This window comes from Caballeronia sp. LjRoot29, from assembly GCF_964252755.1.
Taxonomy (GTDB): Bacteria; Pseudomonadota; Gammaproteobacteria; order Burkholderiales; family Burkholderiaceae; genus Caballeronia.
On record NZ_CAXUPU020000001.1, the window covers coordinates 229,858 to 249,243 of the forward strand.

General features: G+C 60.4%; 17 protein-coding genes. 12 read left to right on the forward strand and 5 right to left on the reverse strand.

What is annotated here, in order from left to right:
* Positions 1-844: 844 nt before the first annotated feature.
* The 3 genes from ACSQ83_RS00960 to ACSQ83_RS00970 all read left to right on the forward strand — a co-directional run bounded on the left by ACSQ83_RS00960 (position 845) and on the right by ACSQ83_RS00970 (position 3,677).
* On the forward strand, positions 845-1,825 hold the full coding sequence (locus ACSQ83_RS00960; RefSeq protein ID WP_414947992.1) for an ABC transporter substrate-binding protein: 981 nt from the start codon (positions 845-847) through the stop codon (positions 1,823-1,825).
* 89 nt (positions 1,826-1,914) lie between these two features.
* On the forward strand, positions 1,915-2,889 hold the full coding sequence (locus ACSQ83_RS00965) for an ABC transporter permease subunit (RefSeq protein ID WP_436226951.1): 975 nt from the start codon (positions 1,915-1,917) through the stop codon (positions 2,887-2,889).
* Entirely contained in the window at positions 2,886-3,677 is a 792-nt protein-coding gene (locus ACSQ83_RS00970; protein ID WP_436226952.1) for an ATP-binding cassette domain-containing protein, read from the forward strand. Before ACSQ83_RS00965 ends, ACSQ83_RS00970 begins: the two co-directional genes overlap by 4 nt.
* A gap of 36 nt (positions 3,678-3,713) precedes the next feature.
* Here the strand turns inward: ACSQ83_RS00970 and ACSQ83_RS00975 are convergent, their stop codons facing one another.
* Together ACSQ83_RS00975 and ACSQ83_RS00980 are read right to left on the reverse strand one after the other, a co-directional pair.
* Positions 3,714-4,943, reverse strand: a complete 1,230-nt coding sequence (locus tag ACSQ83_RS00975; RefSeq protein ID WP_436226953.1) for an MFS transporter — start codon at positions 4,941-4,943, stop codon at positions 3,714-3,716.
* 23 nt (positions 4,944-4,966) lie between these two features.
* Complete coding sequence (locus tag ACSQ83_RS00980) at positions 4,967-6,076, reverse strand: alkene reductase (protein ID WP_414968161.1); 1,110 nt, start codon at positions 6,074-6,076, stop codon at positions 4,967-4,969.
* A gap of 251 nt (positions 6,077-6,327) precedes the next feature.
* On the opposite strand from ACSQ83_RS00980, the gene ACSQ83_RS00985 reads away from it, so the two are divergent.
* The 5 genes from ACSQ83_RS00985 to ACSQ83_RS01005 all read left to right on the forward strand — a co-directional run bounded on the left by ACSQ83_RS00985 (position 6,328) and on the right by ACSQ83_RS01005 (position 10,736).
* Positions 6,328-7,212, forward strand: coding sequence for a LysR family transcriptional regulator (locus ACSQ83_RS00985; protein ID WP_436226954.1), 885 nt, complete (start codon positions 6,328-6,330; stop codon positions 7,210-7,212).
* Between the two features lie 145 nt (positions 7,213-7,357).
* Positions 7,358-8,530 (forward strand): bifunctional 3,4-dihydroxy-2-butanone-4-phosphate synthase/GTP cyclohydrolase II, encoded by a 1,173-nt coding sequence (ribBA, locus tag ACSQ83_RS00990; RefSeq protein WP_414947985.1) that lies wholly within the window; start codon positions 7,358-7,360, stop codon positions 8,528-8,530.
* Positions 8,531-8,575: 45 nt separating this feature from the next.
* A complete protein-coding gene (ribH, locus tag ACSQ83_RS00995; protein ID WP_047896193.1) occupies positions 8,576-9,079 on the forward strand; it encodes a 6,7-dimethyl-8-ribityllumazine synthase in 504 nt (167 codons plus the stop codon).
* Positions 9,076-9,513, forward strand: a complete 438-nt coding sequence (gene nusB, locus ACSQ83_RS01000) for a transcription antitermination factor NusB (protein ID WP_213762568.1) — start codon at positions 9,076-9,078, stop codon at positions 9,511-9,513. Before ribH ends, nusB begins: the two co-directional genes overlap by 4 nt.
* 20 nt (positions 9,514-9,533) lie before the next feature.
* Positions 9,534-10,736 (forward strand): pyridoxal phosphate-dependent aminotransferase, encoded by a 1,203-nt coding sequence (locus ACSQ83_RS01005; RefSeq protein WP_436226955.1) that lies wholly within the window; start codon positions 9,534-9,536, stop codon positions 10,734-10,736.
* A gap of 103 nt (positions 10,737-10,839) precedes the next feature.
* Here the strand turns inward: ACSQ83_RS01005 and ACSQ83_RS01010 are convergent, their stop codons facing one another.
* Complete coding sequence (locus ACSQ83_RS01010; protein ID WP_436226956.1) at positions 10,840-12,018, reverse strand: transglycosylase SLT domain-containing protein; 1,179 nt, start codon at positions 12,016-12,018, stop codon at positions 10,840-10,842.
* A 648-nt stretch (positions 12,019-12,666) separates the two neighbouring features.
* On the opposite strand from ACSQ83_RS01010, the gene ACSQ83_RS01015 reads away from it, so the two are divergent.
* From ACSQ83_RS01015 to ACSQ83_RS01025, 3 genes are all read left to right on the forward strand, one after another.
* The gene (locus ACSQ83_RS01015; RefSeq protein WP_436226957.1) at positions 12,667-14,274 is read left to right on the forward strand and encodes a UbiD family decarboxylase; all 1,608 of its coding nucleotides are present in this window, start codon (positions 12,667-12,669) and stop codon (positions 14,272-14,274) included.
* Positions 14,271-15,293 (forward strand): asparaginase, encoded by a 1,023-nt coding sequence (locus ACSQ83_RS01020; RefSeq protein WP_436226958.1) that lies wholly within the window; start codon positions 14,271-14,273, stop codon positions 15,291-15,293. The genes ACSQ83_RS01015 and ACSQ83_RS01020 overlap by 4 nt, the downstream gene beginning before the upstream one ends.
* An 88-nt stretch (positions 15,294-15,381) precedes the next feature.
* Positions 15,382-16,059, forward strand: a complete 678-nt coding sequence (locus ACSQ83_RS01025) for a LysE family translocator (RefSeq protein ID WP_414947980.1) — start codon at positions 15,382-15,384, stop codon at positions 16,057-16,059.
* Positions 16,060-16,069: 10 nt separating this feature from the next.
* Here the strand turns inward: ACSQ83_RS01025 and ACSQ83_RS01030 are convergent, their stop codons facing one another.
* Complete coding sequence (locus ACSQ83_RS01030) at positions 16,070-17,035, reverse strand: threo-3-hydroxy-L-aspartate ammonia-lyase (protein ID WP_436226959.1); 966 nt, start codon at positions 17,033-17,035, stop codon at positions 16,070-16,072.
* A 235-nt stretch (positions 17,036-17,270) separates the two neighbouring features.
* Complete coding sequence (locus ACSQ83_RS01035) at positions 17,271-17,591, reverse strand: hypothetical protein (RefSeq protein WP_414947978.1); 321 nt, start codon at positions 17,589-17,591, stop codon at positions 17,271-17,273.
* Between the two features lie 789 nt (positions 17,592-18,380).
* On the opposite strand from ACSQ83_RS01035, the gene ACSQ83_RS01040 reads away from it, so the two are divergent.
* The gene (locus ACSQ83_RS01040; RefSeq protein ID WP_436226960.1) at positions 18,381-19,298 is read left to right on the forward strand and encodes a Rossmann-like and DUF2520 domain-containing protein; all 918 of its coding nucleotides are present in this window, start codon (positions 18,381-18,383) and stop codon (positions 19,296-19,298) included.
* Positions 19,299-19,386: the final 88 nt, after the last annotated feature.

The window sequence follows — 19,386 nt, forward strand, 5'->3', positions numbered from 1 at the left end:
GGCGATAATTCGCCAAGACGAACGAAGTTCGCCGTGCGCGGACCAGAGCGCTCGTCCTTTTATTTACCAGACAAATTAGTCAGTACTTCTTACTTGAATAAAAGGTTTTTGCGCTCGCACTTGCAATCTCGATGCTGAGCGGAATGTTACATTAAAGAAACGTTTTTAATCATTGATGACTCGATCCATCTTGTAACTTTCTGTGAGATATGGCAATAGTTACCTTAACATCCTATTTTTAAGGAAATTTTTCCCCTATTTCCCGAAAAAAATGGCGAAATATCAAAATTTGGCAGTAAATCTACTAAATTTATTTAGTCCGTATTTGTACGATGTTTCAGATTTGAATCAAATTTTATCAACGGCCTTTTCGAGCCAATACGGACCGGTAAGCGCCCGCAGCAAGGTCAATTCGACCGGTTTTCACGATTGCCGCATTGATGTTACCGAATGCCCCTTCTCACGATGTCCGCACGAACTTGTAAAACGACGACCGTCGCCTCTGGTTAGCCGGCGTTCGCATCCCGTCGAATTGCTTGAGCGCGTGGAACGCAATCAGCGGATCCCGTTTTGGAAATCCAGCTAGCGTCACGCATTTCGATCTGGGTCATGCCGAGGCCGCGCGAAGGGGGTGGCTTGCACGTAAGCTATCTACGAGGTGAGCAACACTCCTTCATCAGCCGGATGACACCGAACATGCACCGTCACCAGCGTTGCCATTCCATTCCAATAGTCACTGACACCACTCGCGCTTATACTGCCGGACAACCGGTTGCCGTCGCCATGAAGCGTGCAAAACAAGTCGGGCGGCGCGAGTCGGACTCAAAAACTGGAGGAAGACAAAATGAAGCCTTTCGTTTCCCGCTGTACGGTTGCGGCCTCAACGATCATCGTTTGTTTGCTGTCCGGACTCGCGCACGCAGATGCTGCGCATCCAGTAATTGCTCTCCTGCCCGGCGTGGTTGATCCGTTCTACTTCACAATGCATCGCGGCGCGGAACGGGCGGCCAAGGAAGAGAAAGTCGAGCTGCTGTTCCAGGTTCCCAAAGCGTGGAACACCAGTGAGCAAGTGCCTATCCTCAAGGCGTTCATCGCCAAGCATCCTGACGTACTGCTGATTTCGCCAGTCGATAAACAACAACTGATTGGACCGCTGAAAGAAGCCGCGGACGCCGGCATCAAGGTCATTACCGTCGACACCTATATCGGCGATGGACACTATCAGACGGGCAAGGGCGACGCTGATTTCCCGCTCTCGTATATTGCTTCGGACAATCTCGAAGGCGGCCGGGTCGCAGCACGCGCGCTTGCTAAAGCGATAGGCGACAAAGGCACGGTTTATTGCGAGAACAACAAGCCGGGGATATCAAGCACCGACGCGCGTGCCGAAGGTTTCGCCGACGAGATGAAGAAGCACCCCAACGTCAAAGTGCTGCAAACGCTGTACAACGAGGACGATGCAAACCAGGCCGCTGCGCACGTAGCGGCGGTGTTGGCGCGCAATCCGGACCTTGCGGGCGTGTTCGGCGCGAATACATTCTCCGGCAGCGGCGCGGCTCAGGGCGTCAAGGCGGCGGGCAAACAAGGCGTCGTCAAGGTGGTCGTATTCGATGCTGTGCCGGGCATCGACAAGCAAATCAAGAGTGGCCTCGTCGATATCGCGATTGCGCAGCGTCCGGATGAAATTGGTTATTACGGCGTCAAGTACGCCGCCGATGTCATTCACGGCAAGAAGATTCCCACCCTCAAGAGCACGGGTTTCGAGGTTCTCGATAAAAACAATATCGACAAGCCCGACATGCAGCAATACATCTACTCGAACTAGCCGCAACAGAATGGCTTAAACGATAGATCGTCTCCACCGCGTGCGCCTCCGCGCACGCGGATTCTGCTCATGACAACGCGGATAACTCCATGGATAACTCGCGTCTCGACAAGATCGCGCTGATTACCAAGCTATGGCCGTGGCTGTTCCTGGCCGCCCTGCTCGCCTTCTTCGAGGTGTATGCGCAGATCTCGGCTCATCGGTCATTTCTTTTTAACGCCTACAACCTGCAATCGATTGGTCTTGCCGCCGCCGCTCCGCTGTTGCTCGCCATCGGCCAGACCTTCGTGATCATCACGGCTGGCATCGATCTGTCGGCGGGTTTCGTGATGGGACTCGCGGCCGTCTGCGTCGCGCAGTTCACGCTGTTCGGCAGCGGCTCGCCATGGATCCTGTTCGTGTCCATTCCGCTCACGATTGTGGTTTGCCTGATTCCCGGGCTGGTCAACGGAGTGCTGATCGCGTGGCTTGGCGTGCCGGCGTTTATCGGCACGCTCGGCATGTATGGCGTGGCGCGCGGTGCAGGTTTTCTCGCGGCCGGCAGCGGCATGACCGTGTCGGTGGACAACACAGGTCTTGCGTGGCTCGGCGCCGGGTGGACGCCCGTGGTGCTGACCGGAGTGCTGCTGGTGATCATGCATCTGTTGTTATCGAAGACGCGCTTCGGGCAGTACACCTACGCAATCGGCGGCAACCCGCAGTCGGCCGTGCGCGCGGGCATCAACGTCAAACGTCACTTGCTGGTCGTGTACCTGATCGCCGCCGCGTTCGCCGCGGTCGGCGGGATCATCTATACCGCGCGTTTCGCCGCAGGCGCTGCCAATGCCGGCGAGCCGATGTTGCTCGATTCGATCGCCGCTGTCGTGATCGGCGGCGCGAGCCTGTTCGGCGGCACCGGCAATGTGATCGGGACGCTGATCGGCGCGCTGATCATCGCGGTGATCCAGTTCGGACTGGTGTTCGTCGATGTCAACGCGTTCTGGCAATTCATCGTGGTGGGTATTGTGATCATCCTGTCGGTACTGATCGATCAATACAAGGACCGCCTCGGAGGCGCTCAATGACCACGCCGATCCTTGAAGTGCGCGACGTCTCGATCCGCTTTGGCGGCGTGGAGGCGCTCAAGCACGTTTCATTGCAATTGCTGCCGGGCGAAGTGCTGGCGCTCGCCGGCGACAACGGCGCAGGCAAGTCGACGCTGATCAAGATCATTTCCGGTGTCTACCGGGCCGATCAAGGCGAACTGCTGTTCGACGGCGCGCCGTTGCAGTTGCGCGATCCACAGGACGCGCGCGCTCGCGGGATCGAGACGATCTATCAGGACTTGGCGCTGGCCGACAACCTGGACGTTGGCAGCAATATCTTCCTGGGCCGCGAACCGCTACGCCGGCAACTCGGCTTTCAGGTCATCGACCGGCCGCGTATGGCGCAGGTCGCGCGCGAAGTGCTGAAGCGTCTCGACATCGTGATTCCCGAGCGCAAGCTTGGCGGTCCCGTGAAGATGCTATCGGGCGGACAGCGACAAGCCATTGCCATTGGCCGCGCCATCTATTGGAACGCCCGCGTGCTCATCATGGATGAGCCCACCGCGGCGCTGGGCGTGCCCGAGCAGCGCAAGGTCATGGAGTTGATATCGACGTTGAAGGCCGAAGGTGTCGCCGTTCTCCTGATCTCGCACAATCTGCATGACATCTTTGCAATCGCCGATCGCATTGTCGTGCTGCGACGTGGCGAAGTGGCCGGGGAGCGGCAAGTCCAGCAAACCAATGGCGATGAAATCGTCCACCTGATGGTCGGCGATACCTACGTGAGCCCCGGAATAGACGGGACATCGAAAGCAACGAACCTATAACCGTTCGCCATGGTGCCGGAGGACTTCATGCATCGATCAGGCAGCAGCGCAAGCCAGCTTCCGCTCCTGCGCCGCAAGCCTCCCGATGACAACCGTCAGGACAAACGCTGCTATTTCACAAGCAGCAGCGGTCCAGCCAAGATCGCTGACCGATGTAAGACTCAACGTGAGTGAACCCAGCGCGGCGCCGAGCGAAAAGCCGAGATACATGAACGAAGCGTTCAGCGACAAGGCAATCGGCGTTCCACGCATGCCCGCGATGCTGATCAGCCCCGCTTGCTGCGCCGGGTAAAACGACCAGTGCGCCACGCCCCAGGCCACCACGCCCAGCAGGATGGGGACCAATGCCATCGACGTCGGCAACCAGTGCGCGCTTGCCGACATCATCGAGAAAGCGAGGATCGACACAATCAGGCACGGGACGATCACGCGGCGCGGGCCAACGCGATCCGCAGCCTTGCCGCCGATGAACACACCAACCGCCGCCGCGACGCCCCACGTGAATAGGACATAGCCAATCTGCGCGCCATGCAACGGCGTCGTCTTGGCGATGAACAGGGCAAGGAAGGTGTAGATCGTGTAAGCGCCCATCGCCCAGAGCGTGGTGACAAGCAAGGTCATCAGGATGACTGGCTGACGTGCGACATGGATACGTTCGCGCAGCGTGGCGGACGGCAATCCTGCGCCGATCGTGCGCGGCAAGCCGAACAACAATCCAGCCGTAGCCATCGCGGACAATGCAGCGACGCCCGCAAACGTCATGCGCCATCCAAGCCTGTCACCGACCAGCGCGCCAAGCGGCACGCCGAACGCCACCGCGACCGTGATGCCGCCGTTGACGATAGCCAGTGCTGTACCACGCCGTTCCGGACCGGCGATAGCGCCCGCCAGGGCATTCGCGCCGGGAACGTACAAACCGGCAGCCGCGGCGAGCAAGACGCGAGCCGCCATCAATTCCCAATAATTCTGGGCGCCCCACGCAATCAGGTTAGCCAGCGTGAAGGCCGAAAGCGACAGGATCATCAGCGTTCGCCGATGAAACCCGCCAGTCAGAGCCGTCAGGACCGGCGAACTGAACGCGTAGGCCAAAGCAAACACGGTCACCAGCTGACCCGTGGCAACGATGCTGGTGTGCAGGTCTGCCGCCATGTCGGGCAGCAGGCCGGCGATCATGAAGCTCTCGGTGCCGACTGCGAAGGTACCGAGGGCCAGCCAGTAAAGCGGCGCAAGCGAAATGCGTGCGCCCGTCGAGTGAGTCGCGTTCATCACATGCTCCGCTTATGTTCCGCTTAAGCTGCTACCAGGTCCTTGTCATAGAACGGATAGTCCGTATAACCGACATCGGTACCGCCGAAGAAACTGGGGCGGTCATACGGATTCAAGGGCAACTGGCGGCGCAAGCGTTCGGGCAGATCCGGATTGGCGATGAAGTCGCGGCCAAATGCAACCAGGTCGGCATCGCCCGCCTGCAAGATGGCTTCGGCCGTTCCGCTCTTGAAACCGCCGGCAGCAATGATGATTCCCTTGTAGTGCTTGCGAATCAGTTGCGCGGCAACCGGGTTCTGGTCCTTGCTTTCGTCATCCACGTTACCGAGTACGCGCGGCTCGATCAGGTGCAGATACGCCAGATTCAGCTTGTCCAATTCTTCCGCGACATAGCTGAAGAGCGCTTCAGGATTGCTGTCGGACATGTCGCCCCACGTGCCGCTCGGGCCAAGGCGCACGGCCACACGTTCGCTGCCCCACACCGAGATGACGGCTTGAGTCGCTTCGATCAAAAAGCGCGCACGGTTTTCGAACGAACCGCCGTAGATATCGGTGCGCTTGTTGCTGCCGTCCTGCAGGAACTGGTCGAACAAGTAGCCGTTGGCGGCGTGTAGTTCAACGCCATCGAAACCGGCCTGCTTGCCGCGAATGGCTGCGGTGCGGAAGCTCTCGACCAGATCGGCGATCTCGGGAATGGTCAGCGCGCGGCTCGGCGTGTTCGGGACCCAGCCCGCTTCGGTGTAGGCAACGCCGCCATGCAACACGGCGGAAGGTGCCACCGGCTCGGCGCCGCCCGGCTGCAACTGGCTGTTGGACTGGCGTCCAGCGTGATAAAGCTGCAGGAAGATGCGGCCGCCTTTGGCGTGCACGGCGTCCGTCACCACCTTCCAGCCGGCGATCTGACTATCGTCGTACAGGCCGGGCGCGCCCAGGTAACCGTTGCCGTTGGCCGCAGCGATGGTCGCTTCGCCAATCAGGAAGCCGCCCTGTGAAGTACGTTGTGCGTAGTATTCGGCCATCAACGGGCCGGGTTTCGCGCCGTCTTCGGCACGCATGCGGGTGAGCGGCGCCAACACAACGCGATGGGAAAATTCAAAAGGACCGACGTTGATGCTGGAATGAAGTTTGGACATGATTTCCTCAAGATTCAGTGGCTGTTGAATGTTGATCAGCAGCGGGTTTTTGACCTTGAGGAGAGTGTATGGACTGTCCGGGAAAAGAAAAATGGGCTAAGGTTCCGAATATATTGGACTAAAATGTCCGCAATCGAGCGGGTCGCCGTAGCATTGCCCATCGATGCCGCCTTCTTCAGACCCAAGAAAATCACGCTCAGGTATCGGGCATATCGGATGAATATGTCTGCAATTGCTTTCGGGATGCGTTGATGGATAGCCTCAGCGGCATTTCGATGTTCGTGCAGGTCGCGGAGACCCGCAGTTTTACCGAGGCGGGACGATTGCTGGGCGTATCGTCGTCGGCGGTCGGCAAGAGCATTGCGCGCACCGAGGAACGCTTGGGCGTTCGGCTCTTTCACCGCAGCACGCGTAGCGTCACGCTCACAGCCGAAGGTGCCTTGTTCCTGGAGCGGTGCCGGCGCATTCTGGACGAAGTCGAAGCGGCGGAAGCAGAACTGTCCGGCGCGGTGGGCAGTCCTCGCGGAAGGCTGCGGATCAGCACGCCGCAACTGTCCGGGTTGTTCATGCCGATGCTGGACGGCTTCATGAAGCAATACCCGGACATCGAGATCGATGTCGATTTCTCCGATCGCATGGTGGATATCATCGAAGAAGGTTTCGATGCCGTCATTCGCACAGGCGAGCAGCTTGACTCGAGGCTGATATCGCGGCGCCTGGGTTCGTGCGGACAGGTAGTGGTCGCCTCGACCGGATATCTCAAGCAACATGGTGTTCCCGCGCATCCCTCCGAACTCGTTCAGCACGCTTGTTTGCTGCATAAATTTCCCGCCAGCGGCAAGCTGGAACGCTGGCCCTTCCGGCTTGCTGAATCGGAAGCGGAGCCGGAGTTACCGCAAACCTTCGTCAGCAATACCATCGAAGTCCTGGGCTTTCTCGCGCTTCAGGACAAGGGCCTGGCCCTCCTGCCAACCTTCCTCGTGCGGGATGCGCTGGCGAGCGGCGAGCTGCAGATCGTGCTGGGTGATTTCATCGAACAGACCGTCACCTTCTGGATCTTGTGGCCGGCAAGCCGTTACGCCTCGCCGAAGCTGCGGGTTTTTATCGATTACGTGAGTGAGAATTTGCGGATTTAGGTTGGGGGAGGTCTGACGCCGCGTGTGTGGGATCCCGCCAATAACCAGCCAGATGGCCAACGCCAGCGCAAAACCGGCAAAACCAGCGCGTTGACATCGGCGGTGGCGTAAAATACGCCCTTTCTCGCACCGGACGACCAACGCTATGACGCTCGCCTCCACTCCAGAGATCATCGCCGAGCTGAAGGCTGGCCGGATGGTGATCCTCGTCGACGAAGAAGACCGCGAAAACGAAGGTGATCTCGTCATCGCCGCCGATTTCGTCACGCCGGAAGCGATCAATTTCATGGCGCGCCACGGCCGTGGACTGATCTGCCTGACTCTCACGCAAGACCGCTGCCGCCAGCTGAACCTGCCGCTGATGACACAGCGAAACGGCACCCAGTACGGGACGGCGTTCACGGTGAGCATCGAGGCAGCCGAAGGCGTGACCACCGGCATCTCCGCCGCAGACCGCTCACGCACCATTCAGGCGGCGGTCGCGCACGACGCAAAAGCCGAGCATATCGTCCAGCCGGGTCACGTATTTCCGATCATGGCGCAACCGGGCGGCGTGCTGGTCCGCGCCGGGCATACGGAAGCGGGCTGCGACCTGACGGCAATGGCCGGCCTGACGCCAGCGTCGGTGATCTGCGAAGTGATACGCGACGACGGCGAAATGGCCCGGTTGCCTGATCTGATCGAATTCGCCGAGCTGCACGGCATTCGTATTGGCACGATCGCCGACCTGATTCACTACCGCTCACGCACGGAATCGATTGTGGAGCGCGTCGCCGAACGCACCATGCAAACGGCGCATGGCGCGTTTCGCGCGGTGCTGTATCGCGATCAGCCAAGCGGCTCGCCGCATATTGCGCTGGTGCGCGGGCAGCCGTCACCGGATCGGGAAACGCCGGTGCGCGTGCATGAACCGCTGTCGGTGCTGGATCTGCTCGAAGTGGACTCGTCCACGCACTCCTGGACGCTGGACGCAGCAATGAAGGAAATTGCGGCCCGCGACCTGGGCGCCATCGTGCTGCTCAATTGCGGCGACACGAAAGAGCATCTCGTCGATGTCTTCCAGGCGTTCGAGCGCGAGGACAAAGCGGCCGAACTTAAACGCCGCCCAATCGATTTCAAGACCTACGGCATCGGTGCGCAGATCTTGCGCGAACTGGGCGTGGGCAAGATGCAGGTGCTGTCGAATCCTCGCAAGCTCGGCAGCATGTCGGGTTACGGTCTCGAAGTGACCGGGTTCATCCCCATGCCGGGTTGTCCCGCCACGAGTTCCACGGAATCGGCAGATCCCGCTTCCATCGCCCATTTACGCTCGGTCTGACCCGCGCCAACCACCACACTGCATCACACTGAAAACGGATAAATAATGGAAATCGGACAATACCAACCGAACCTCGACGGCGACGGATTGCGCATCGGGATCGTGCAATCGCGTTTCAACGAACCGGTCTGCAATGGCCTCGTGGATGCTTGCACGGAAGAACTTGAACGCCTCGGCGTGATTGGTGAAGACGTGTTGCTCGTCACCGTGCCGGGCGCACTCGAAATTCCGCTGGCACTTCAAAAGCTGGCTGAATCGGGTCAGTTCGATGCGTTGATCGCGCTTGGCGCCGTGATTCGTGGCGAAACGTACCACTTCGAGCTGGTATCGAATGAAAGCGGCGCGGGCATTTCCCGTATCGCACTGGACTTCGGCACGCCGGTCGCGAATGCAGTCCTGACGACCGAAAACGACGAGCAAGCTGTTGCCCGCATGACGGAAAAAGGCCGCGACGCTGCACGCGTGGCGGTGGAAATGGCGAACTTGTCGGTCGCGCTGGAACAGCTCGGCGGTGACGATGAAGACGAAGACGACGAGGACCGTGCATGAAAAGCGCTCGACGACGCTCGCGCGAACTCGCGACACAAGGGCTTTACCAATGGTTGCTGTCGGGCGCGCCCGGCGGCGAGATCGACGCGCAGTTGCGCGGCGCGCAAGGCTTCGACAAAGCCGACCAGGAACATCTGGACGCCATCCTGCACGGCGTGATCAAGGAAGCGGACATCATTTCCGCCGAACTCCAGCCGTGCCTCGACCGTCCGCTCGAGCAGCTTTCGCCAGTCGAACGCGCGGTGCTGATGGTCGCTGCGTTCGAGTTCAAGCATCACCTGGATATTCCTTATCGCGTGGTGATCAATGAGGCAATCGAACTGACGAAGACGTTCGGCGGCTCCGACGGCCACAAATACGTGAACGGCGTGCTCGATAAACTCGCCGTCCAGTTGCGGCCAACGGAAGCGCAAGGCCGCGGGCAACGCAGCTAAGCAGACGGTTTCTCCTATTCATGAACTTTGCAAAAGAACCGTTGAACGCAGCCATCCGATACGCCGCCCGCGTTGACGCCATCGAGCCGTTCTATGTCATGGAACTGGCAAAAGAAGCGCAGGCGCTCGAACGCGCGGGCCGCAGCATCATTCATATGGGTATCGGCGAACCGGATTTCACAGCGCCGGAGCCGGTGATCGCGGCCGCCACCGACGCCTTGCGCCGCGGCGTCACGCAATACACGAATGCGCTCGGCCTGGCTTCGTTGCGCGAGGCTATTTCAGCTCACTATCGCGACACGTTCGGGCTCAGTGTCGATCCGGCGCGCATCGTGGTGACAGCGGGTGCATCGGCGGCATTGCTGCTGGCGTGCACCGCGCTGGTCGATCGCGACGACGAAGTGCTGATGCCCGATCCGTGCTACCCGTGCAATCGCCATTTCGTGGCGGCCACCGAAGGCCGTCCGGTCCTGATCCCAAGCGGTCCGGCCGAGCGGTTCCAGTTGACGGCCGCTCAGGTCGAAGCGCATTGGACATCCGCCACGCGCGGCGTGCTGCTCGCGTCGCCGTCCAATCCGACCGGCACGTCCATTGAACCCGCCGAACTGGCGAAAATTGTCGACGTCGTGCGTGCGCACGGCGGTTTTACGATCGTCGATGAGATTTATCAGGGCTTGAGCTACGACGCGAAGCCCATATCAGCGCTTTCGTTAGGCGATGACGTGGTCACGGTGAACAGCTTTTCGAAGTACTTCAACATGACTGGCTGGCGGCTCGGCTGGCTTGTAGTGCCGCCAGCGATGGTCGCCACCATGGAGAAGCTCTCTCAGAACTTGTTTATTTGCGCCTCGGCGCTGGCGCAGCACGCGGCGCTGGCATGTTTTGAACCGGCGACGCTCGCCATTTATGAATCCCGGCGCTTGGAATTCGGACGCAGGCGGGATTTCATCGTGCCGGCGCTGCGTTCGCTTGGTTTCGAAGTGCCCGTCGTGCCGGATGGCGCGTTCTACGTTTATGCCGATACGCGCCACGTCGCGCATCCCGCAGCCGGCGACAGTAACGCGTTGACGCGTTCCATGCTGCATGACGCCGGCGTGGTGCTCGTACCCGGTACCGATTTCGGCTTTCATGCACCGCAGGATTATATTCGGCTGTCTTATGCGACGGCGTACTCGCAGCTTGAAGAGGCGGTGCAACGGCTGGGAACGCTGTTTCGGGTTTGATCAGAGTGAAGAAAATCGAAAAGCCGTTCCAACGCGAGTTGGAACGGCTTTTTTGTGTTTCCTCTACAGCTTGAGTGTCCTGCTTCTGCTGACAACCTGACTTTTAAGCGCCGAATTCCGTCGATGCTACATGCTTCGCTTGCGCGTCTGCGTCGTCGGTCTCGTTGTGGTCGCTGGCTTGCGGCGTAGACGATTTGGCCGGCGCCGTAATCGCCGGAGCACCGGCAAGCGTCACGTGCACGCGTTTTTCGGTTGTTCCAGAAGCTGACGACGAAGCCGACGCCACCACTTGCTTCGGCGCAGACGGCACTGGCACTGGCGCCGGCGGCGTGATGATCGGCACATTGCGGCCGCGCGCTACATCGCGCAGACGTGAACGTTCTGCCAACACCTTCGCGCCGTATCCGCCGTCGTCCTGTGCTGTCGAACCCACGTAGAAACGCAAGCCACCCGCCACCGAACCGCCACGCGCGATGCAATCCTTCAGCACCAGCGCGCCAACCTTGATATTCGCGAGCGGCTCAAGCGCGGCATGCGAACCACCGAAGTACTCGAATTTGTCGGAATGAACCTTCGACATCACCTGCATCAACCCTTGCGCACCCACACCGCTTTCAGCATACGGATTGAAACCCGATTCGATTGCCATGACGGACAGCAGGAGCAGAGGATCGAGGCCGACCTCACGGCCGGTATCGAAGGCCGCTTTTACGAGCTCGCTGACCGGCTCTTGCGCCACGTGGTAACGCCGCGCAATGAAATTCGCCACCAGGTTCTGCTCACGATCCGACACGAGCACGCGATCGTCGCGGGCATCGGCAACCACCTTCTGCGATGAAATCGCGCTGGCCAGCGTCGAAACGCTTGGCAACGTGCGGGGATCGAGCCCATTTGGCGATACGGCAAGACTCAGCCCGCCGGTGAGCTTACGAGTGCTGTCGTCGTCGGTGGCTGCGGCGCCCAGCGAGGTGGTCTCGGCGGTGCCGTTACTGCCATTACGCAGTTCCTCTTCGCGCTGATGACCGAGCGCAAACGGGGGGAAAGGTTGTCCGGAGAGCAACCGGGCCGGCCCCGCTTGTACCGCGGCCGAGACGAGGGGCATGAGTTTGGCGGCGAAGGACCCGCGCCAGGCTGGCAGCAGCCAAAGTGCGAGCGCGGTCACGACAGCAGCACAACCGACCAAGCTAAAAACGGTAAGACTCATGTGTTTGGCGCGACGCAGCATAGCGCGTAGATGAAGCGCCAGGCGAGCGTCGGGACGCCACGACAACCAAGCATTCATTGGATGGATCTCCCAAATTGCATGATTTCCGCAGATGAAAACCCGAAAAACTGGGCCACCACGCAGAAATCGACACCGCCAGCCCTGGGTTAGCCACGAGCGGTATCGGGAAAACGGCACAGACCGTTGGGGAAACCTGACCGGAACATTACGTTTCCGGGTACGCGCAGCACGAAGGACATGCTGGGGCGCGCACACAGGTCACCACGCGAAAAACCGGCGAAGAAGAGCGCCGGCAAGAAAACCAAAGCCTTGATTCACCGAACTAATCGGTGCAGGCGACGCGTCGCGTCATATCAAAAGACCTGAGGCAGTGGTAAAAAGTTTCAATTGGTGTTGTCAATGCCAAAGGATTTTAGCAGGCTCAAATGATCCGTCAATGCTGGTAAATGTAAAAGCTATTACTTCCAGTAATTATGAACAGTGTTCAGGATGGCTAGAGCGGCCTGCCAAGCCACTTTCCGGCGGAAACGCGGGAATTGTGCCGTTGTGTGCTATGACGTACCGACATCAACACAGGTAAAATCGACAATCGCCCGCGCGCGAAAGTTCCTCATATGAATTTTGGACCGCGCCATCAGCCTCTGCTGCCCCGAGCGCAGACCGCGCTTCCCGCTGCCCCTCTCTTAGGCACCTTCCCACTAGCCGATGAAATACAAAGATCTGCGCGACTTCACTGCCCGCCTCGAAACGCTCGGCGAATTGCGCCGCATCAGCCAACCGGTCTCGCCCGTCCTTGAAATGACCGAACTCTCCGATCGCGTGCTGCGTTCGGGCGGTCCGGCTTTGCTGTTCCAGGCACCGACAGGCCACACCATGCCCGTGCTGGCCAATCTGTTTGGCACGCCGCGGCGCGTGGCGCTTGGCATGGGTATCGAGACGGAAGCGCAGGAGACAGCCGATCCCAGTCTTCTCAGCGATAAAGCCGCGCTCGAGTCGTTGCGCGACGTGGGCCGGTTGTTGTCGGCGCTAAAGGAACCCGAGCCGCCGAAGGGCCTGAAGGACGCGGGCAAGTTGCTGTCGCTGGCGAAAGCCGTCTGGGACATGGCGCCGAAAACGGTCAGCTCGCCAACCTGCCAGGAGATCGTGTGGGAAGGACAAGACGTTGATCTGGCGCGCCTGCCCATTCAGACGTGCTGGCCGGGCGACGCCGGTCCGCTCATCACGTGGGGACTGACGGTCACGCGCGGCCCGAACAAGACGCGTCAGAACCTTGGTATCTATCGGCAGCAGCTGATCGGGCGCAACAAATTGATCATGCGATGGCTGGCGCATCGGGGCGGCGCGCTGGATTTTCGCGAGTTCGCGCTCGCCAATCCTGGCAAACCGTATCCGGTGGCGGTGGTGCTCGGCGCCGATCCCGCCACTATTCTCGGCGCCGTGACGCCGGTGCCGGACTCGCTCTCCGAGTATCAATTTGCCGGGTTGTTGCGCGGCGCAAAAACCGAGCTGGCGAAATGTCTCACGCCGGGGGTGGATACGTTGCAGGTGCCCGCGCGCGCGGAGATCGTGCTCGAAGGCTTCATCTATCCGCAGGATGGTCCTGTTCCGCCGCTGCCCGCCGGCGCGCCGCCGCGACCCACCAATAGCGCGTCTTCGAAGTACGAACACGCGCTCGAAGGTCCGTACGGCGACCATACTGGCTATTACAACGAACAAGAGTGGTTCCCGGTCTTCACAGTCGAGAAGATCACTATGCGTCGCGATGCGCTCTATCACTCTACGTATACAGGCAAACCGCCCGACGAGCCGGCCGTGCTCGGCGTCGCGCTCAACGAAGTGTTCGTGCCGTTGCTGCAAAAGCAGTTCACCGAGATCACCGACTTTTACCTGCCGCCCGAAGGTTGCAGTTATCGGATGGCGATCGTACAGATCAAGAAAAGTTACCCCGGCCACGCGAAGCGCGTGATGTTCGGCGTCTGGAGCTTCCTGCGGCAGTTCATGTATACGAAGTTCATCGTGGTGGTGGACGACGATGTCAATATCCGCGATTGGAAGGAAGTGATCTGGGCCATCACCACGCGCATCGATCCGTCGCGCGATACGGTTCTGGTCGATAACACCCCGATCGACTATCTCGATTTCGCGTCGCCGAAGGCAGGGCTGGGATCGAAGATGGGGCTCGACGCCACCAACAAATGGCCCGGTGAGACCGACCGCGAGTGGGGCCGGCCGATCACGATGGACGATGCGGTGAAACGGCGCGTCGATGCGCTATGGGATGAAATCGGCTTTTCCGGAGGCAAGCGCTCATGAACGTTGCTGCGACGGTTTATCGTGGGGATCTGGTTGAAAACACGCACGCCGCGCATGTGGCGGTCGTCGATGCCGAAGGCCGGTTGATCTACGCGTTCGGTGATCCGTCACGCATGACGCTTGCGCGCTCGGCGGCGAAGCCGGCGCAAGCGCTCGCGGTGCTGGAAACGGGCGCGCCGGACCGCTTCGGTTTCGACGACGCCGATCTCGCTCTGATGTGCGCATCGCATAACAGCGAGCCGCGCCACATCGAGCGCACGCGCGCCATGCTGGCAAAGGCGCAGGTCACCGAAGCCGATCTTCGATGCGGCGGCCACGCGCCTCTGTCGGACGCGGTCTGGAAAGAGTGGATCAAGCGTGACTTCACGCCAACCGGCGTCTGCAGCAATTGCTCGGGCAAACATGCCGGCATGCTGGCGGGCGCGCAGGTGTTGGGCGCCGCCGTTCGCGACTACCACTTGCCAGAGCATCCGCTGCAGGTTCGGGTGAAACGCACCGTTGCCGAGCTCTGCGACCTGCCGGACGATGGCGTGCATTGGGCCATTGATGGCTGTAATCTGCCGACGCCCGCCTTTCCGCTGGATCGGCTCGCCCGGCTTTTCATGAAGATGGCGCACGCGAATGCTGAGGTTGAAGACACGCCGCGCTCGAAAGCCCTGGCCCGAATCTACCGCGCGATGACGACCTACCCGGAACTCGTCGCGGGCGACGGCCGTTTCTGTACCACGTTGATGCAAGCATTCGGCGGCGATCTGGTGGGCAAAGTAGGCGCCGATGCAAGTTATGCAATCGGTGTGCGTGGCACCGCTACGCGCGGATCGCTGGGCATCGCGGTCAAGGTCGAAGATGGGAACACCGCCGTGCTTTACGCAATCGTCACGCATGTGCTGGCGCAACTCGACATCGGCCACGAAACGCAGCGCGCGCAACTCGCCGCCTACAGCAATCCGCCGATGCGCAACACGATGGGTATTGAGACCGGACGGCTGGTCGTATCTGTGCCGCTTGAACGCGTCTAGTGCTACCCCACACGCAACAGCAAGATGAAAACGTGAAGCCGGACAACCGGCTTCGCTCAATATAAAAAGATCAAGAAGGAAAGCCGGGATGCACGTGTTGTCATTGCTGTCTGATGGATTTTTTCTGTCGTTGTCGCTGTGTCTGGATATTGGTATTGCAAACGTCGCGGTTATTTCGCTAACGCTTTCCCACGGCTTCAAGCCGGGCATGATGATCGGCCTCGGCACCTGTTTCGGCGATCTCGTCTACGCAGCGCTCGCACTCGCGGGCATGGCTGCATTACTCCAGTTCGATACCGTGCGCTGGGTCGTATGGATAGGCGGCGCAATCGTACTGCTCTTCCTGACCTTCAAAATGGCACGCGAAGCGCTCTTTCCGGCATCGGCGCCGCCAGTCGCGGGGGAACCGGATCTTGTCCCTACAGCGCGGCCCTCTCATCTGCGCAGCTTCACGCGTGGCATGCTGCTCGCGGTTTCGTCACCCAGCGCCATCCTCTGGTTCGCCGCCGTGGGTGGCGCACTGATCGCGAAAGCCGGCGCAACCGGCCCGGCGAGCGCGTCGGTGTTCCTCATTGGCTTCTTTTGCGGCGGCCTTGCCTGGACGCTTTTCATCTGCACGCTCGCCAGCCACGGTCGCAAACGCGCAGGAACGGCGCTGCTGCGCGCTTGCCATGTGTTATCTGCGGTGCTGTTCGCGTACTTTGCGTACAGCGTGATCGTGAACGGTTATCACGACCTGATCCTCAAGGGCGCACAGACGTTATGACGTCAGGACATCAAGCCAGGAACTGAGCGAGTCGCGCCAGATCGACGTTGCCGCCGCTGATGATCACGCCCACGCGCTTGCCCTTCACCGGCACGATGTTCTGCAACACGGCGGCCGCAGCCAGACAACCCGTTGGCTCAACGACCATCTTCATGCGCTGCGCGAAGAACTTCATGGTCTGCACAAGCTGGTCGTCGCTGACGGTGACGACCCTATCCACGTAGCGCTTCAGAATGGGAAAGTTGTATTCACCCACGTGGGTGGATGCGGCGCCGTCGGCAATCGTGCGTGGCACTTCTATATGGACAATCTCGCCGCGTTCGAGCGATTGTTGTGCGTCGTTACCGGCCTCCGGCTCCACGCCAATCACCGTGCATGACGGACTCAACTCCGCCGCCGCCAGCGCGCCGCCGGCGAGCAAACCTCCGCCACCCAGGCACACGAACAGATAATCCAGCGGCCCGGTTTCTTCGATGAGTTCTTTCGCCGACGTCCCCTGCCCCGCAATCACATGCGGATGGTCGTAGGGTGGAATCAGCGTCATGCCGCGCTCTTGCGCAAGCCTCGCGCCAATTGCCTCACGATTCTCGGTGTACCGGTCGTACGTAATCACTTCGCCGCCGTAACCGCGCGTGGCCTCCATCTTCGCGGCCGGCGCGTCCTCCGGCATGATGATGGTCGCCTTGATGCCAGCGATACGCGCCGACAACGCAATTGCCTGCGCGTGATTTCCTGATGAATACGTCAGGACGCCGGCCTGGCGCTGAGACTCGGAGAAATGCGAAATCGCGTTGAACGCGCCCCGAAATTTGAAAGCGCCCATGCGCTGGAAGTTCTCGCACTTGAAGAACAGGTTCGCGCCAGTGAGCGCGTCTGCAGTGCGGGAAGTCATCACGGGCGTACGATGCGCAGCGCCAGCAATTCGTTCTGCGGCGTCGGCGACGTCGGCGTAGGTGGGAGCGGGAAGGATTGACATCGAGACTCAAGGGCGGCGGTTGAGGAATGCCTATTGTCCCAGCATCGTGGAGTCTTTGGAAAGCTGGCCAAATGGCCGACGCTGCCGGCTTCATGCGTGCCGCGCGGTGAGCGCGGTCGGCGTGATTGAACAAACCCACGCAAAAAGAAACAGCGCAACCCGGTTCCATGCCGGCGTTGCGCTGTTTTCCAGCCAATCCAATAATCAGCAAGCCACGCCGCTCATGCCGCGAATCTTAATGGCGCCAGCCACCATAACCGCCGTGATAACCGCGATATCCGCCATGGTATCCATACCCATAACCGCCGCGATAATGACCGCGATAATACGGACCACCGCCGTAATACCCGCCCACCACAACGGGCGGCGGCGCATAAACCACGGGCGGCGCGGCGTACACCGGGCCTGGTGCGTAATACACGGGCGGCGGCGGAGCGGCATAAACCGGATAAGCCGGCACCCCGATGCCGATACCCACCGAAACGTGCGCCTGCGCGGCGCTGACAACGCCAACACCAAGCGCGGCTGCAGTTAGAATCTGGACGATCTTTTTCACTTTTATTCTCCGTACCGCAGTCCGGTACGCACGACCGGTTACCGCAGCGACATGCCTTCAATGTAGCTAAAAACCCTGAATCCCACCTTAAGCATTTGTTGCAAATTGCAATATCTACAGTCCTAGGAATGGGTTTTGTCTGCCGAATTTCAAGCGGGCGGATAACCGCGCCAGCCTTGGCGCACAGGCTTAACGAGACGGATTAAGGGTTTGCTGGGAAAGCGGCCGCCAGATTGTTGGAGTCCTGCGCCCTTTCCGCCTGTCACCAAAGTAATGATTCATTACACTTTGCTTTTAGCGCCTGAAAAAATGAAAGCCCCGCCGACCTGAAAGCGTCGAGCGGGGCATGTTCGAACTGTTTTCAAACTCAGACGGTTCTATCTCTTGGAGCGCGGTCGCAAACCTCCGCTCAACCCACCTTTACGTAGGCGAATTCGCGAGTAACGCTGGGCGGCACGTACGCGCCACTTATCTTCACCCGTGGCGTAAGACGCTTGCGCTGATCCCACCACTGCCGGCGATGTGTCTGGCTGAGAAAACGCAGATGTTTCCGATACGCAAAAATACTCATGGCGACCCCCAAACGTTGCAAAACAAGCAGTGGCGCACATCGGCCAAATGACCAGCCCTGACTATTAGGCCCGATATACCAGCTTGCTCGAGCCTCGCAAAACCGTTGGCGGCGGCGCCCTGTGCCGTCTTTTATGGCACCAACGCCGTTGCGCGATACTTCATCTTGCGCCGCGAGCGCGAACCGCGCATCGCAACGAATCTTATGGAGCAACAACCGTGCCTTTTTCAACGACACCCCGTCTGGGCTTCGTCGGCGCCGGCCGCCTCGCGCGCTGCCTGGCGGCCGTCTGGTCCCGCGCGGGTTATCCAGTCACCGCAGTAGCGAGCCGATCGGCGGCATCGGCAAGTGAATTCGCCGGCGAATTGCCCGAATGCCTGGTCGCCGATGACGCCAGCGCCGTTGCACAACACGCCGATATCCTATTTTTAACCGTTCCCGACGACGCCATCGGTGCGACGGCGAACGCTTTGCGACTGGATCATGCCCATGGCGGTGCAAAAGCGGTCGTGCATTGCAGCGGCGCCACGCCCGTCGATGTCCTCGCCGCAGCCCGAGCGCAGGGCGCGGATATCGGCGGATTCCATCCGTTGTTCCTGTTTGGCGGCCTGCCGAGCGACCAGACGCGCATTGCGGGCTGTTCTGTCACGATCGAAGCGAGCGGGCCCTTGCGTGACACGCTGACCGCGTTGGGCGAGGCGCTCGGCTGTCATCCGTTGTCGATCCCGCCGGGCGGCCGCCTGCTCTATCACGCCGCCGCGCACTACGCGGCAAGCTTCGCGCTGTGCTCGCTGTCGGAGACGGTCACGCTCTGGAAAGAATTGGGGTTCGACGAGGACGACGCGTTGCGCGCAATCCTGCCGATGCTCGCCGGCACTATCGAAACCGCGCGTGAAAAGGGTTTGCCGGGTGCGCTTGCCGGCCCGGTGTCGCGCGGCGACGCCAGCATTGTTGTCAGGCAACTGGCGCTGCTGCAAGACCTCGGCGGCGATCACGCCGCCCTCTACGCTCTGCTCACGCGGCGCGCGGTCGCGCTGGCCAAACGGCGGACGTCGCCACCGCCTGCGGACGCACTGGACGCGATGTCACACGCCATCGAAGTCGTGTTGAACGCGATCGGACCGAGCGCCGTTTGATTGCCCTGATCAGGGCCGCATGACAGGCCGTTTGGGGGCACCCGTACGCCGGTGTACGCCAAGCGGCACAAGGCGTCACCAAGCCATG

Excerpts from the sequence above, each read along its gene's own strand:
- ACSQ83_RS01005 (WP_436226955.1), top strand. The coding sequence starts at position 9,534 with ATGAACTTTGCAAAAGAACCGTTGAACGCAGCCATCCGATACGCCGCC.
- ACSQ83_RS00980 (WP_414968161.1), bottom strand. The coding sequence starts at position 6,076 with ATGTCCAAACTTCATTCCAGCATCAACGTCGGTCCTTTTGAATTTTCC.
- ACSQ83_RS01010 (WP_436226956.1), bottom strand. The coding sequence starts at position 12,018 with ATGAATGCTTGGTTGTCGTGGCGTCCCGACGCTCGCCTGGCGCTTCAT.
- ACSQ83_RS00985 (WP_436226954.1), top strand. The coding sequence starts at position 6,328 with ATGGATAGCCTCAGCGGCATTTCGATGTTCGTGCAGGTCGCGGAGACC.
- ACSQ83_RS00970 (WP_436226952.1), top strand. The coding sequence starts at position 2,886 with ATGACCACGCCGATCCTTGAAGTGCGCGACGTCTCGATCCGCTTTGGC.
- ACSQ83_RS01030 (WP_436226959.1), bottom strand. The coding sequence starts at position 17,035 with ATGTCAATCCTTCCCGCTCCCACCTACGCCGACGTCGCCGACGCCGCA.
- ACSQ83_RS00975 (WP_436226953.1), bottom strand. The coding sequence starts at position 4,943 with ATGAACGCGACTCACTCGACGGGCGCACGCATTTCGCTTGCGCCGCTT.
- ACSQ83_RS00965 (WP_436226951.1), top strand. The coding sequence starts at position 1,915 with ATGGATAACTCGCGTCTCGACAAGATCGCGCTGATTACCAAGCTATGG.
- ACSQ83_RS00960 (WP_414947992.1), top strand. The coding sequence starts at position 845 with ATGAAGCCTTTCGTTTCCCGCTGTACGGTTGCGGCCTCAACGATCATC.
- nusB (WP_213762568.1), top strand. The coding sequence starts at position 9,076 with ATGAAAAGCGCTCGACGACGCTCGCGCGAACTCGCGACACAAGGGCTT.
- ribBA (WP_414947985.1), top strand. The coding sequence starts at position 7,358 with ATGACGCTCGCCTCCACTCCAGAGATCATCGCCGAGCTGAAGGCTGGC.
- ACSQ83_RS01015 (WP_436226957.1), top strand. The coding sequence starts at position 12,667 with ATGAAATACAAAGATCTGCGCGACTTCACTGCCCGCCTCGAAACGCTC.
- ribH (WP_047896193.1), top strand. The coding sequence starts at position 8,576 with ATGGAAATCGGACAATACCAACCGAACCTCGACGGCGACGGATTGCGC.
- ACSQ83_RS01025 (WP_414947980.1), top strand. The coding sequence starts at position 15,382 with ATGCACGTGTTGTCATTGCTGTCTGATGGATTTTTTCTGTCGTTGTCG.
- ACSQ83_RS01020 (WP_436226958.1), top strand. The coding sequence starts at position 14,271 with ATGAACGTTGCTGCGACGGTTTATCGTGGGGATCTGGTTGAAAACACG.